Here is a 13,055-nt window from a genome sequence, read left to right on the forward strand (position 1 = left end):
GCAACCATGCACAGCCTGACGAACACCCGGATGCGCCAGCGCGGGCTGGCGATGGTGGAATTCGCCATCGCGCTGCCGCTGCTGCTGCTCCTGCTGCTGGCCATCGGCGAGATGGGCCGCCTGCTGTACCAGTACAACAGCTTGCTGCAGGCCAGCCGCGACGCCAGCCGCTTCGTCGCTGGCCAGGCCTGGAACCGCACGCTCGGACGGCTGGAGCTGACCGACGAGCTGCGCGCCCAGGCCCGTGCGCTGGCCGTCTATGGCGTACCGGTGGCGAGCGCCGGCAGCCAGCCGCTGGTCAGCGGGCTGACCACCGCCCAGGTGACGGTCGGTGTGCAGGGGGCCGATCACGTGCAGGTCAGCATCAGCTATGCGTTTCGGCCGATCATCGGCAGCGGTCTGCCGGACGTCGGCTATGGCGCGAGCGTGCTGAGCTTTCCGCTGGTGGCCACCAGCGTGATGAGGGCGCTGTGATGAACGCCAGACGCATGCGCGGGGTTTACGTGGTGGAGTTCGCCATCGTCGGGCTGCTGCTGTTCGTGCTGCTGTTCGGCGTGCTGGAGATGGGCCGGCTGTTCTTCACCGTCAACGCGCTCAACGAAACGGTACGCCGTGGCGCGCGGCTGGCGGCGGTGTGCAACATCGACGATCCGCGCATCCTGCGCCGGGCGATCTTCAACGCGGCCGACGAAACCGGCGCGAGCGGCCTGATCGCCAACCTCGACACCAGCGACCTGCGGCTGGTGTACCTGGACGCCAATGGCGCCGAGATCGCCCCGGCAGCCGCCGGCAGCACGGGCTTCAGCAACATCCGCTACGTGCAGCTGCGCGTGGAGAACTTCACTTTCAACCTGCTGATTCCCGGTCTGCGCGGCGTGTTCACGCTGCCGCCGTTCTTTTCCACCCTGCCTCGCGAAAGCCTCGGCCGCCACGCCGAGCCTGATGTCATCCCGGAGATCACGCCATGCTGAATACACTCGAAATGCCCAGCGTCGCCGTGACCGGTCGGCAAACCTTGCGCATATTGATCAGCAGCCGCGATGCTGCCGCGCTGACCCGCCTCAAGGCGCTGATCCAGGAGCTTCCCGGCTTGGAGGTCAGTACGCGGCTGGTGAGCAACGGCCACACCGATCCGCTGTACGGGCTGGAGCAAATGCCCGATGTGCTGCTGCTGCATGCCAGCCACCTGTGGCGCGAGGAACTGGGCGCGCTGCAGCAGCATCCGGCGCAGTTGCGGCCGCCGCTGCTGGTGTGCGGCCCGCAGGACGATCGCGACTGCATGCGCCTGGCGATGCAGGCGGGCGCACGGGATTTCTTCCCGGAGCCGGTGTTGGCGCACGAGCTGCTTGCCGCCATCGGCCGTATTTCGCTGGAGCTGCGTGACGGCCAGGCGTGCGGCGGCAAGGTGATCGCCATCATGAACGCCAAGGGCGGCTCCGGCGCCACCATGCTGGCCTGCAACCTGGCCCACGCGCTCAGCGCCCGCGGCCGGCGTACCTTGCTGCTCGACCTGGACCTGCAGTTCGGCAGCGTCGCGCATTGCCTGGACGTCCATCCGACCCATAGCCACATCGAGGTGCTGCAGCGCGTCAATGAGCTGGACGGTATCGCGCTGCATGGCTTCTGCAGCCACTTCAGCCCGACGCTGGATGTGCTCGGCGGGCGCGCCGGCGAGCTGTGCCTGACCCAGGACGTGCAGCTGGAGCAGCTGGAAAGCCTGCTCAGCCTGGCGCGCGGCAGCTATGACTGGGTGGTGGTGGACCTGCCGCGGCAGATCGACCACCTCACCGGCATCGCCCTGGAGCAGGCCGATCACGTTTATGTGGTGATGCAGCAGTCGCTCAGCCACCTCAAGGATGCCGCGCGACTGGTGCGCATCCTGCGCGAAGACCTCGGCGTTGCCGGCGAGCGCCTGCAGGTGGTGGTCAATCGCTACGACAAGACGGCACCGGTCGGCCTCAAGGACATCGCCGAGGCGCTGCGCTGCGGCGAACCGCAGAGGCTGCCGAACGACTACGCGGTAACCAGCGAAAGCCAGAACACCGGCGTGCCGCTGGAGCTGCACGCTCCGCGCGCAGCGCTGACCCAGAGCATCGCGCAGATGAGCCGGGAACTGCTCGGTGGCGAGGCCGTGGCGCCGGGGCTGCTCAAACGCACCTTTGGCCGATTCTTCGGGGGTTGATCATGCTCAGCGAACTGCGCAACCGCCTGCAGGCAGGCAAGCGAACCCCACCCGGCGCACCGGCTCCACAAGCCGCGGCCGCAGCGGTGGACAACCTCATGGCCTGGGAGAGTGCGACGGTCGAGCCGTTGTACGAGACCCGCAGCCAGCTCAATCCGATCGATGCCGAGTGGCGCGAGAAAATCTACCAGCAGCTGCTCAAGGTGATGGACCTGTCGCTGCTCGACTCCCTGGAGCCGGCGGATGCGACGTGGCAAATCCGTGAAATCTGCCAGCGCCTGCTCGACGAGCATGCCGCGCCGGTGAGCGCCGCCGGGCGCCAGCAGGTCATCAAGCAGATCACCGACGAGGTGCTCGGCCTCGGCCCGCTGGAACCGCTGCTGGCCGACGCCACGGTGTCGGACATCCTGGTCAACGGCCATGCCTCGGTCTACGTCGAACGCCACGGCAAGCTGCAGCGCACCGATGTGCGCTTTCGCGACGACCAGCACCTGCTCAACATCATCGATCGCATCGTGTCCAGTCTCGGCCGGCGCATCGACGAATCCTCGCCGCTGGTGGATGCGCGGCTGAAGGACGGCTCACGGGTCAACGCGATCATCCCGCCGCTGGCCATCGACGGGCCGAGCGTGTCGATCCGCCGCTTCGCCGTGGACCTGCTGAATGCCGAGAGTCTGGTGCAGATGGGCACGCTGACGCCGGCCATCGCCCTGGTGCTCAAGGCCATCGTGCGCGGGCGGATGAACGTGCTGGTCTCCGGCGGCACCGGCACCGGCAAGACCACCATGCTCAACGTGCTGTCGAGTTTCATCCCGCACAACGAGCGCATCGTCACCATCGAGGACTCGGCCGAGCTGCAGCTGCAGCAGCCGCATGTGGTGCGCCTGGAAACGCGGCCGCCGAATATCGAGGGGCGTGGCGAGGTGAACCAGCGCGAGCTGGTGCGCAACAGCCTGCGTATGCGCCCGGACCGCATCGTCATCGGTGAGGTGCGTGGCGCCGAGGCGCTGGACATGCTGGCGGCGATGAACACCGGCCACGACGGCTCGATCACCACCATCCACGCCAACACCCCGCGAGACGCCCTGAGCCGCATCGAGAACATGGTGTCGATGAGCGGCGCGACCTTCCCGATCAAGGCCCTGCGCCAGCAGATCGCTTCGGCTATCGACGTGGTCATTCAGCTCGAACGTCAGGAAGACGGCAAGCGGCGGCTGGTCAGCGTGCAGGAGATCAACGGCATGGAAGGCGAGATCATCACCATGACCGAGATCTTCACCTTCGAGCGCCGCGGCATTGGCGAGCACGGCGAGGTGCTCGGCGATTACCGGCCGACCGGCATGGTCCCGGCGTTCCGCGACGTGCTGGCCAAGCGCGGCATCGAGCTGCCGCTGGAGCTGTTCCGCCCGGATTGGATGGAGGCCTTGCAGCCATGAGCCAGCTTCCCGCTGAATTCTTCCTGGCGTTCTTCGGCATGATCTTCGTCGCGGTGTTCTTGCTCAGCCAGGGCCTGACGGTGCCGGTATTCGGCGAGGCGGGGCGGGTGCGCAAGCGCATCCGCGAGCGTCTGCAGCTGCTCGAACAGGCCAGCGATCTGCCGAACATGCAGGTGCTGCTGCGCCAGAAGTACCTCAAGCGCCTGTCGCCGCTGGATGCCGCGCTGGAGCAGCTGCCGCTGATGGAGCGGCTGGCTCAGACGATCGAGCAGAGCGGACACCACTACCGCGCCTATCGCGTGGTGCTGCTGGGGCTGGTGCTGGGCGTCGCGGTGGCGCTGCTCGGTTGGTTGCTGTTGCGGCTGTGGTGGCTGGCGGCGCTGCTGGGTTTTGCGGCGTTCTGGCTGCCGCTGCTGAAGATCGGTCGTGACCGTGCCAATCGCTTCGCCGAGTTCGAGGAGGGCCTGGCCGATGCGCTGGATGCCATGTGCCGGGCGCTGCGCGCCGGCCATCCGTTCAACGAAACGCTGCGGCTGGTAGCTGACGAGCATCAGGGCGCGGTCGCCCACGAGTTCGGCCTGACCTTCGCCGACATCAACTACGGCAACGACGTGCGCCGCGCCATGCTCGGCCTGCTGGAGCGGATGCCGAGCATGACGGTGATGATGCTGGTGACCAGCATCCTCATCCACCGCGAAACCGGCGGCAACCTGACCGAGGTGCTGGAGCGCCTCAGCCGGTTGATTCGCGAGCGTTTCCGCTTCCAGCGCAAGGTCCGCACGCTGTCGGCCGAAGGGCGGATGTCGGCCTGGGTGCTGGTGTCGGTGCCTTTCGTGCTGGCGGCGGTGATCATGCTGACCACGCCGGAGTATCTGCCGTTGCTGGTCAACGAACCCATCGGGCAGAAACTCAGCATGGCGGCCTTCGGCGCGATGCTGCTGGGCATCTTCTGGATACGCCGGATCATCCGTATCCAGGTTTGAGCGGGGGGCGCGGTGATGGACTATCTCTACGGGCTGGTGCAGAGCGTGGTGGGCGATGAGCAGCAGGTTCGGCTGATCTTCCTGCTGGCCGTGGCGCTGAGCGCGATGCTGGCGGTGGGCACCCTGTCGGTCCTGGTGATGGGCCTGCAGGACCCGGTGCGCCGGCGTCTGGCGGTGATCAAGCGCGGCGGCCTGCGCGGCGCCGAACATGCCGCGCAGGTGCCACGCGGCAATCTGCACGTGCTGCTGGAGCAGGTCGGTCAGCGCTTCGTCAGCGCCGAAGACGGCCAGCGCTCGGCGACCGCCGCGCTGCTGCAGCATGCCGGCTACCGCTCGGCCACGGCGGTGCAGATGTATTGGGCGATCCGCCTGCTGCTGCCGCTCACGCTCTTGGTGGCGACTTTGCTGGTGCTGCCGATGGTGACCACGCCCAGCCTGACCACCGGCCTGCTGGTGGCGGGGCTGGCGGTCGGCCTCGGTTGGCTGGCGCCGGCAGTGATCGTCGAGAAGCGCCGCGACCGCCGGCAGGCCCGGCTGCGCGGGGCGTTTCCCGATGCGCTGGACCTGATGGTGGTCTGCGTGGAGTCGGGGCTGGCCCTGCCGCAGGCCATCGAGCGGGTCGCCGAGGAAATGGCGGTGAGCCAGGCCGAGCTGGCCGAGGAGCTGGCGACGGTCAATGCCGAGATTCGCGCCGGTATTTCCAGCGCGGCGGCACTGGCGCATCTGGCCGAGCGCACCGGCCTGGAGGATGTGCGCGGGCTGGTCAGCCTGCTGGCGCAGAGCATCCGTTTCGGCACCAGCGTTGCCGACACGTTGCGCATCTACGCCGAGGAGTTTCGCGACCGGCGTACCCAGGCGGCGGAGGAGCAGGCCGCCAAGATCGGTACCAAGCTGGTGTTCCCGCTGATTTTCTGCCTGTGGCCGAGCTTTTTCCTGGTCGCCATCGGCCCCGCCATGATCGGCGTTCTCAAAGCGTTCGGGAGATTGTGAGATGAGAAGAATCAGTCTGCTGCTGGCCCTGTCGGCCGTGCTCGCCGGGTGTCAGTCGATGGGGCCGGAGCCGGGCGAGGGACGTTCCATCTACGCCGGCAACCATTCGGTGCTGTATCGCGCGCGGCAACAAGCCGGTTCGCTGGAGCAGGCGCTGCAGCTGGCCGACATGGCCTATCAGGCGGGGGATCTGGATCAGGCGCTGTTCCAGTATCTGCGCGTGCTGGAACTGGAGCCCACGCGGTATTCGGCGCTGGTCTGGGTGGGGCGGATTCACCGCGAGCGCGGCAACATCCAGCTTGCCGAACTGGCCTTCGAGGAGGTGCTGAGCAAGGCGCCGAACGATCTCGACGCGCTGGCGGAGATGGGCATGCTGCAACTGGCCAAGCGCGATCAGGACGCGGCGCGCGAGCTGCTGTCGCGCGCACTGCTGCGCGATCAGCAACGCCTGGCGAACGCGCCGCAGAACGCCATGCCCGCGGTGGATGCGCTGAAGGTGGACCGGCAGTCGCCGCTGCGCCTGTACAACGCGCTCGGCGTGCTGGCCGACCTGACCAACGAGTTTCCGCTGGCCGAGCGCTACTACCGGCTGGCGCTGCAGATCGAGCCGCGTTCGGCGCTGGTGCAGAACAGTCTCGGCTACTCGTACTACATGGCCGGACACTGGGTGGAGGCCGAGCAGGTCTACCGCCGCGCGCTCGACCGCAACGGCAGCTACGCGCCGCTGTGGCGCAACTACGGCCTGTTGCTGGCGCGCACGCAGCGCTACGAGGCAGCGCTGTCGGCGTTCGAGCAGATCGGTTCGCGCGCCCAGGCCAGCAACGACGTGGGCTACGTCTGCCTGGTGGAGGGCCGGCTGGATGAGGCCGAGCAGTTCTTCCGCAGCGCGATGGAGCAGTCGCCGTCGCACTACGCCACCGCCTGGGATAACCTCGAACGCGTGCGTCAGCTGCGCAAGGTGCGCCAGCTCGGCCAGGAACCGATCCAGACAGAGGCGGTCGCCGCGGCGGCCGACGTCAAGGTGTTCGCCGTACCGTAGCGGCGCTGGCCAGCGAGGGACTGCTGCGCGTCGCGCGACGCGGGCCGCGTGGCAGATGGCGCTTGAGCGTCAGCGCCGGCGCCTCGACCAGATGCCACGAGAGCACGGCCGCCAGCAGGCTGGCGCTGAAGCCAAGCACCATGAACGGCAGCAACGGCAGGTTGCCGGCGCTCCAGTACATCAGCAGTTGCTGGAGCGGAAAGCTGAAGATGTACAGGCCGTAGGAGAAATCGCCGGCCTTGCCGAAGCCGGCGAGTCGTGGGATGCGCAGGTGCGCCAGGTAGATCACCAGATAGGGCAGGGTCAGCGAATGTACCAGCGGCCAGATGCCGTGGCCGGCGCTGAGCAGGCTGGCTGCCAGCAGCGGCACGGCGATCTTCCAGCTCCAGCGGATACGATGGCGGTACAGATACAGCACCGCGCCGAAATAGAAGAACACCCCCAGCCGGCTGAACTTGCGCAGCAGGTCGCTCTGCAGATCGAACGCCGCAATCAGGTAGAACTGCGTGGCGATCAACAGCGCCAGCCCGAGCAGCGCCATGCGTCGGCTGAACAGCCCGAGCATGCCCAGCAGCACCACCGAGGCATACATCAGCACCTCGTAGGGCAGGGTCCAGAGCGAGCCGTTGACCGTGTTGGGGAAGGGGTTGTCGACGAACACGCCGGGTAGCTGGAACTGCGTCAGCAGCGCGATGTTGCCCAGGTAGCCCAGCGTCTGCGGCCCGCTCCAGTAGTCGGCCAGCGGCAGCTGCGTAGCCAGCGGTCCGATCACCAGCACGCCGAGTAGCACCGAGACGGCCAGCGCCGGGAAGATGCGCAGCGCCCGCTTGCCGACGAAGTCGATCACGCTGCGGCTGTTGAGCCAGGACGCGGCGATCAGATAACCGCTCATCACGAAAAACAGGTGAACGGCAATGTCGGCGCTGTCGTAACGGCCAGTGAACAGGCGTACCGGCTCGCTGGTGCCACGGCCGGACAGCCAGAAGCTGTGGCCGAACACCACCGCCGAGGCGGCGAAGAAGCGCAGGAAGTCGAAGTTGTTGTCGCGCGAATCGGTGGCATTCATTGCCGGTAATCTCCTGGATCAGCGCTCAGCGCAGCGGGAACGCCTCGCTCATGCCCAGTGCACAGCGTTCACCGTCGTGGATGGCTCGTTCCAGCAGGCGCAGGCGTTGCGGGGCGTTGCGCCGATGGGCGACGAGCCGTAGCAGGGCGAGGAAGATCGTGCGGTTCAGGCGCAGCAGCCAGCGCGAGCCGACCCAGACGTGGGTATCGAACCAGGCCTGGTTGCGCGCGCTGTAGTAGGCGCGAAAGTCCGAGTCGCCGAGCAGGAAGGCCTCGTAGATGTTGCGAGTGCGCGCCTTGATGTTCCACGACAGCTCCAGCTCGTCGATCAGCGCATCGGTGAGCAGGTACAGCCTGCCGCCGTCTTCGGTGATGCGGCGGGTGTATTCGGTATCGTCGGCGTACAGCACCAGATCGCGCAGCGGCACGCCGATGCGCTGGTACAGGCTGCGGTGCGCGAGCATGCCGCCATAAGGCGCGAACGGCAGGCTGATGCGCCGTGGCGGCGTGCCGCGCGGCGAGCCCCAGGGCAGGCGTCGCCAGAGCTTGTAGGGTAGTTGGGCGACGTGGAAGCCGAAGTAGCTCGAACGCGGCTGGATGGCGAAGCAGGCCGGCACGCCCTGGGCGATATCGGCCTGCTGGGTGGGGCGAAAACCCAGAACCGCGACACGCGCCAGGCCGTGCTCATTGCCCAGTTCGGCCAGCTCGCGATGCAGGATTTCCACGGCGGCGGCGCTCGGTGCGTTGTCGTCGTCCATCATCCAGATGTATTCGGCGCCGCGCTGCAGCGCGGCTTCGATGCCGACCGCGTAGCCGTTGGCCGAGCCGCTGTTGTGCGGCAGCTCGATTAGCTCGACCTGCTCCGGCCAGCGTTCGCGCAGCGTGTCGAGCGCGGCGGTGGCGGCGTTGCTCACCACCACCACCCGCTCGATGGCCGCGAAGGCCAGCGCGCGTTCGATCAGCTGTTGCAGGTAGCCCAGGCGGTCGCCGTAGGTCACGGTCACAATCGTGGTGGTGCGTTTCATGGTCGTCTCGCGGCGGGGCGGTTTCAGGCTTCGTCGGCGGCGGACAGCAGGCTGCCGTGGGGGCAGGCCGCCGCGGGCTGATCGTCATCGTTGGGGTGGAACAGCGCATGGAAGATGACCACGTACTCCGGCCCCGGCCCAGCCCCGGCGGGCTGCGATACCGGGACGATTTCGGTGTAGGAATAGCCGTCGGCGAGGACCATTGGACGTCGGGTATTACCTGGGCGATGCATGTTGGTTCTCCTGCGCATCGATTGATGCGCCTGTCGATCAGAACGAGTAACGGCGGGTATCCGGGGTACTGGGCAGGTAGTGCTGAACGGCCGGTTCGGCGATCACACGCACGGCCGGCGGCGCCGGTATGGCGATGGCGCGCAGCGGTTGCGACCGCAAACAGGCGGCGCGCGGCGGCGCCTTGACGGCGCTCTCGTAAACGGCCACGCCTATGCAGCGCGTTGCGGCCGGGCTGGTTACCTGGCGTGGCTCGGCATGCGCGGTCTGTACGGTCAGCAAGACCAGACCGAGGGTGCGGCCAGCTTTCATCCACTGCTTTGCGGTGTTCATCCTTGAATCTCCGTGAGGTGGGTTGCGTACCGGTCAGGCGTGCTTGGCCGAAAGCAGCGGCTGGATGGCCGCACGTCCCTGCAGCGCCAGTTGTCCGTCGAGCAGCGACACTTCCCGTATTCGCGCCTCGACGAAAGCCTTGATTTCCTGCTTGAAGCGCTCGCCACCGAAGCGCTCCGCGTTGCTGCGGCAGTTGCTCGCGCTGATGCGCTGGCAATGCGTCTCGAAGGTCCGCACGGCGGCGACGATCGAGTCGACGCTCTGCTCGGGATAGAACACGCCGGTGGGCTTTTCGTGCTCCAGACCGCGGATGGTTTCCAGCACGCCGCCGCGAGCGAAGGCAATGACCGGCGTGCCGCAGGCCTGGGCTTCGATCGGCGCAATGCCGAAGTCCTCCTCGGCGGCGAAGACGAATGCGCGGGCACGCTGCATGTACTGGCGCAGCACCTCGTCGCTCTGGTAGCCCATGAGGGTGACGTTGGCGCTGGCGACTTCGCGCACGCGCTCCATTTCCGGGCCGGTGCCGATGACCACCAGACGTTTGTCCGGCATCGCCGCGAAGGCTTCGACGATCAGCGGAATCTTCTTGTACGGAACCATGCGTGAGGCGGTGAGGTAGAAGTCTTCCTTGGCCTCGTGCAGGGTGAAGCGGCTGGTGTCCACCGGCGGGTAGATGACCGTCGACTGGCGCCGGTAGCTCTTGTTGATGCGCTTGGCGATGAAGTGCGAGTTGGCGATGAACTCGTCGACGCCGCTGGCGGTGCGCTGGTCCCACATGCGCATGTAATGCAGCAGCATGCGCGCCAGCTTGGCCTTCACGCCGCGATCCAGGCTGGCCTCGTGCAGGTACTGGTGCTGCAGGTCCCAGGCGTAGCGGATGGGCGAGTGCACGTAACTGATGTGCAGCTGGTTGGGGCCGGTCAGCACGCCCTTGGCGACCGCGTGGCTGCTGGAGATCACCAGGTCGTATGCCGACATGTCGAGCTGCTCGATGGCCAGCGGCATCAGCGGCAGGTACTTCTGGTAGGCGCTGCGCGCCTTGGGCAGCTGCTGGATGAACGTGGTGGTGGCGCGCTTGCCGCCCAGCCGCGCGCGGTCCTCGTCGCAGAGGAAGTCGATGACGGCGAACAGGTCGGCTTCCGGCCAGGTCTCGCACAGCGCGGCGAGTACCCGTTCAGCTCCGGCATAGGTCACCAGCCAGTCGTGAACGATGGCGATTTTCATGGGGTCACCTCGATGGTGGAGGTGCGGCAGCGCGGGGCGCCGGCGCACGAATGGAGCGATGCGGCGTTGTTAGCGCTGGCCGGGGTTCCAGCGGGCGATTGCCGGGTGGTTGTGCTTGCCGGCCAGGGTGCGGTCGATCAGGCGCGAGACCGTCCGGGCCGAGGCCTCCCAGGAGTAGCGCGCCACGTTGGCACGGCCGACTACGCGCAGGTCGTTGCGCAGGCTGGCGTCCTGCAGCACACGGCTCATGGCCAGGGCCATCGAGCGAATGTCCAGCGGGTCGAAGTACAGCGCGCTTTCGCCGAGCACCTCGGGAATCGACGCGGCGCGCGCAGCGATGACCGGGCAGCCGCAGGCCTGCGCTTCCAGCGGCGGGATGCCGAAACCTTCGTACAGCGAGGGAAACACGAACGCCCGCGCGCCCTGGTATTCCTCCACCAGCTCCTCGTCGCTGAGGCGCCCGAGCATGCGGATGCGCTGGTTGCCGTTGACCAGGCAGTTGCCGGCGGAAAACACCGAATGCGAATCACCGACGATGCGCAGCTCGGTATCGTCGAAGCCCTCCAGGCTGAGAAAGGCTGCGACCATCCGCTCGAAATTCTTGTGCGCGTTGGGCGAGGAGACGGCCAGCAGGTACGGCTTTGCTGCGCCCCGGCAATCGCTCGCGCTGAACGGTCTGAAGCGCGGCGCCACCGCGTTCGGCACCACGCAGATGTGGTCTGCGGGGTAGCCATAGTGCTGGGCGATTTCCCGGCGGGAAAACTCGCTGACGGTGATCAGCGCGCGGATGCGCCGCAGCAGCAGCGGCGTCATGGTCTGGTAGAAGCGGCGGAACAGCGGCGAATAGCTCTCCGGGTGGCGCACGTAGGTGATGTCGTGATGGGTGGCGATCTGGTTGGCGTAGGCCAGCGGGGCCGTGTTGCACAGCGAGACCAGCGGCGGCCGGCCGTTGCGCGCGAGCCACAGCGGCAGATCCAGCTGCTCCCACAGATGGCCGCGGTTGCGGCCGATGCGGCGCACGTTGAGCTGGGTGGCGCTGTCGCGCAGATGCACGTCATGCGGTGCCACGAACAGCAGATCGCTGCGCAGCTTGCTCAGTTCGAGGCACAGCTGCTCGGCAAAGCGCTGCACCCCGCGAATCTCCTGGCTCAGGAAACGAGCGTTGATCACGATCATGGGGACTACTCCTTCAGAGGCCTGCGCCAGCGATCCGGCGCCGGCAAGACGCAGTGTTTCAGCGCGTCGGCGACGCGCGGGTACTGATGATCTTGGGGAACTCGTTCAGCTCGATGCGCGCCGTGCAGGCCTGACCGGCAGCGGCGCAGTTCCAGCGCACGTCGCTGGCGAAGCGTCCGCGCTGCGGCGTGGCGGTATCGAGCATCTGCACGTTGCCGGCCCGCCCGCGGGCGCTTTCGATGGCCAGCGTGCGCGGGCGTCCGCCGGTCCAGGCGACCAGCAGTTCGTCGTCGTCGCGGGCGAAGCGCAACAGCACCACCTCGCCACGGGCGCGGCGCTCGTGGCCGAGCAGTTCGTATTCGCCGACGATCTCGCTGATCGCCTGCAGCACCGCATACGCCGGTTTGGCCGAGTAGTCGTGGCGCAGCAGGCCGAAGTTGTGCTCGCGCTCGCGGCGATCGGTGCCGTCGTTTCTGAAGTCGTACCACCACATGCCCTTGACGTTCGGCAGCGTGCGGGCGAGGAAGTAGCTGCGCGCCAGGTAAGCCGCCTGCAGCGTTTCGCTGACGCCGCAGGCGCCGTCATGCGCGGGCCAGGCCATCTCGGTCAGGTACAGCGGTACCGGTCGGCCGGCGGCCACGCTCAGCTGCTGGTCGACCTCGGCGAGCCAGTCGATCCAGGCTTCGGGCGTGTCGCGCCGCCAGCCGCGGCAATGCACGTACGGATGCAGCGACAGGCCGTCGACCGCTTGCAGCACGCCATGCTCGATCAGCCGCCGGGCGAAACCGGATTCGATGCCCTGGGTCGTCACCGCGCCGGCCAGCACCCTGGCGGCCGGATCCTGCTCGCGGATGATGCCGGCGGCGTCGGCGACCAGGCGCGCATAGTCCTCGCTGAAGGTGGGGCTGTGCGGGTCTTCCACGTCCCACTCGTTCCACACTTCGTAGTGCGCGACCTGGCCTTTCAGCGCGCCGGCCAGGTGGCTTACGTAGCGGTTGAACGCCGCGCGCACCGGCTCGCTGCGAGGTTTTTCGCCCTCGCCGTGAAAGCGGTTGCCATAGCCGAGAATGAACAGCGTATCCAGGCCGTGCCGGCGGTTGTCGGCAAGGTAGCGTTGCCAGGAGGGCTCGATCAGCAGGCGGTTGCGTTCGCGTTCCACGTAGGCCCAGTGCGCATCGGTGCGGACCGAGGTGATGCCGGCGGCGCTGGCGAGCGCGCCGGGCTGTTTGCCGGCTACACCTTTGTGCAGCTCATGCGAGCAGACGCCAACGGTAAACAGCGGCTCGGCGGTCTGTGCCGCCGTGGTCAGGGTGAAGCCGAGCAGGCTGCCGAACAGCGCCAGCGGCAACAGGGCGAAGCAATTCATCATCG

The 13,055-nt window shown here is 67.4% G+C and carries 14 protein-coding genes; 7 read left to right on the forward strand and 7 right to left on the reverse strand.

The features are described from left to right. The first annotated feature begins 6 nt into the window (after positions 1–6). The 7 genes from HU825_RS13195 to HU825_RS13225 are packed head-to-tail and all read left to right on the forward strand — an operon-like array spanning position 7 to position 6,630. The gene (locus HU825_RS13195; protein WP_077682470.1) at positions 7–474 is read left to right on the forward strand and encodes a TadE/TadG family type IV pilus assembly protein; all 468 of its coding nucleotides are present in this window, start codon (positions 7–9) and stop codon (positions 472–474) included. Continuing rightward, complete coding sequence (locus HU825_RS13200) at positions 474–971, forward strand: TadE/TadG family type IV pilus assembly protein (RefSeq protein ID WP_156714258.1); 498 nt, start codon at positions 474–476, stop codon at positions 969–971. The genes HU825_RS13195 and HU825_RS13200 overlap by 1 nt, the downstream gene beginning before the upstream one ends. Further along, complete coding sequence (locus tag HU825_RS13205; RefSeq protein ID WP_234302190.1) at positions 965–2,182, forward strand: AAA family ATPase; 1,218 nt, start codon at positions 965–967, stop codon at positions 2,180–2,182. Before HU825_RS13200 ends, HU825_RS13205 begins: the two co-directional genes overlap by 7 nt. A gap of 2 nt (positions 2,183–2,184) precedes the next feature. After that, complete coding sequence (locus tag HU825_RS13210) at positions 2,185–3,618, forward strand: TadA family conjugal transfer-associated ATPase (RefSeq protein ID WP_234302191.1); 1,434 nt, start codon at positions 2,185–2,187, stop codon at positions 3,616–3,618. Then, a complete protein-coding gene (locus tag HU825_RS13215; protein ID WP_043298981.1) occupies positions 3,615–4,601 on the forward strand; it encodes a type II secretion system F family protein in 987 nt (328 codons plus the stop codon). Before HU825_RS13210 ends, HU825_RS13215 begins: the two co-directional genes overlap by 4 nt. 15 nt (positions 4,602–4,616) lie before the next feature. Continuing rightward, the gene (locus HU825_RS13220; protein WP_234302192.1) at positions 4,617–5,591 is read left to right on the forward strand and encodes a type II secretion system F family protein; all 975 of its coding nucleotides are present in this window, start codon (positions 4,617–4,619) and stop codon (positions 5,589–5,591) included. Between the two features lies 1 nt (position 5,592). Beyond that, a complete protein-coding gene (locus tag HU825_RS13225; RefSeq protein WP_234302193.1) occupies positions 5,593–6,630 on the forward strand; it encodes a tetratricopeptide repeat protein in 1,038 nt (345 codons plus the stop codon). Here HU825_RS13225 and HU825_RS13230 read toward each other — a convergent pair. The 7 genes from HU825_RS13230 to HU825_RS13260 all read right to left on the reverse strand — a co-directional run bounded on the left by HU825_RS13230 (position 6,608) and on the right by HU825_RS13260 (position 13,050). After that, complete coding sequence (locus tag HU825_RS13230; protein ID WP_234302194.1) at positions 6,608–7,696, reverse strand: acyltransferase family protein; 1,089 nt, start codon at positions 7,694–7,696, stop codon at positions 6,608–6,610. The genes HU825_RS13225 and HU825_RS13230 overlap by 23 nt on opposite strands. 25 nt (positions 7,697–7,721) lie before the next feature. Further along, positions 7,722–8,720, reverse strand: a complete 999-nt coding sequence (locus HU825_RS13235; protein ID WP_234302195.1) for a glycosyltransferase — start codon at positions 8,718–8,720, stop codon at positions 7,722–7,724. A gap of 23 nt (positions 8,721–8,743) precedes the next feature. Then, positions 8,744–8,953, reverse strand: a complete 210-nt coding sequence (locus HU825_RS13240) for a hypothetical protein (protein WP_138299768.1) — start codon at positions 8,951–8,953, stop codon at positions 8,744–8,746. A gap of 37 nt (positions 8,954–8,990) precedes the next feature. Continuing rightward, positions 8,991–9,284 carry a hypothetical protein gene (locus HU825_RS13245; protein WP_234302196.1) on the reverse strand — a complete coding sequence of 98 codons (294 nt, stop codon included), beginning with the start codon at positions 9,282–9,284 and terminating at the stop codon, positions 8,991–8,993. Positions 9,285–9,317: 33 nt separating this feature from the next. Further along, positions 9,318–10,508 (reverse strand): glycosyltransferase family 4 protein, encoded by a 1,191-nt coding sequence (locus tag HU825_RS13250; RefSeq protein ID WP_043298974.1) that lies wholly within the window; start codon positions 10,506–10,508, stop codon positions 9,318–9,320. Between the two features lie 69 nt (positions 10,509–10,577). Beyond that, positions 10,578–11,684: a glycosyltransferase family 4 protein gene (locus HU825_RS13255; RefSeq protein ID WP_234302197.1), complete on the reverse strand. Its 1,107-nt coding sequence runs from the start codon at positions 11,682–11,684 to the stop codon at positions 10,578–10,580. Between the two features lie 58 nt (positions 11,685–11,742). Next, the gene (locus HU825_RS13260; RefSeq protein ID WP_234302198.1) at positions 11,743–13,050 is read right to left on the reverse strand and encodes a hypothetical protein; all 1,308 of its coding nucleotides are present in this window, start codon (positions 13,048–13,050) and stop codon (positions 11,743–11,745) included. Between the last annotated feature and the right edge of the window lie 5 nt (positions 13,051–13,055).

Source organism: Pseudomonas phenolilytica, from assembly GCF_021432765.1.
GTDB classification, from domain to species: Bacteria; Pseudomonadota; Gammaproteobacteria; order Pseudomonadales; family Pseudomonadaceae; genus Stutzerimonas; species Stutzerimonas phenolilytica.

What these genes read in the sequence shown, in the direction of transcription:
- HU825_RS13195 (WP_077682470.1), top strand. Translation starts at nt 7, where the DNA reads ATGCACAGCCTGACGAACACCCGGATGCGCCAGCGCGGGCTGGCGATG.
- HU825_RS13200 (WP_156714258.1), top strand. Translation starts at nt 474, where the DNA reads ATGAACGCCAGACGCATGCGCGGGGTTTACGTGGTGGAGTTCGCCATC.
- HU825_RS13205 (WP_234302190.1), top strand. Translation starts at nt 965, where the DNA reads ATGCTGAATACACTCGAAATGCCCAGCGTCGCCGTGACCGGTCGGCAA.
- HU825_RS13210 (WP_234302191.1), top strand. Translation starts at nt 2,185, where the DNA reads ATGCTCAGCGAACTGCGCAACCGCCTGCAGGCAGGCAAGCGAACCCCA.
- HU825_RS13215 (WP_043298981.1), top strand. Translation starts at nt 3,615, where the DNA reads ATGAGCCAGCTTCCCGCTGAATTCTTCCTGGCGTTCTTCGGCATGATC.
- HU825_RS13220 (WP_234302192.1), top strand. Translation starts at nt 4,617, where the DNA reads ATGGACTATCTCTACGGGCTGGTGCAGAGCGTGGTGGGCGATGAGCAG.
- HU825_RS13225 (WP_234302193.1), top strand. Translation starts at nt 5,593, where the DNA reads ATGAGAAGAATCAGTCTGCTGCTGGCCCTGTCGGCCGTGCTCGCCGGG.
- HU825_RS13230 (WP_234302194.1), bottom strand. Translation starts at nt 7,696, where the DNA reads ATGAATGCCACCGATTCGCGCGACAACAACTTCGACTTCCTGCGCTTC.
- HU825_RS13235 (WP_234302195.1), bottom strand. Translation starts at nt 8,720, where the DNA reads ATGAAACGCACCACCACGATTGTGACCGTGACCTACGGCGACCGCCTG.
- HU825_RS13240 (WP_138299768.1), bottom strand. Translation starts at nt 8,953, where the DNA reads ATGCATCGCCCAGGTAATACCCGACGTCCAATGGTCCTCGCCGACGGC.
- HU825_RS13245 (WP_234302196.1), bottom strand. Translation starts at nt 9,284, where the DNA reads ATGAACACCGCAAAGCAGTGGATGAAAGCTGGCCGCACCCTCGGTCTG.
- HU825_RS13250 (WP_043298974.1), bottom strand. Translation starts at nt 10,508, where the DNA reads ATGAAAATCGCCATCGTTCACGACTGGCTGGTGACCTATGCCGGAGCT.
- HU825_RS13255 (WP_234302197.1), bottom strand. Translation starts at nt 11,684, where the DNA reads ATGATCGTGATCAACGCTCGTTTCCTGAGCCAGGAGATTCGCGGGGTG.
- HU825_RS13260 (WP_234302198.1), bottom strand. Translation starts at nt 13,050, where the DNA reads ATGAATTGCTTCGCCCTGTTGCCGCTGGCGCTGTTCGGCAGCCTGCTC.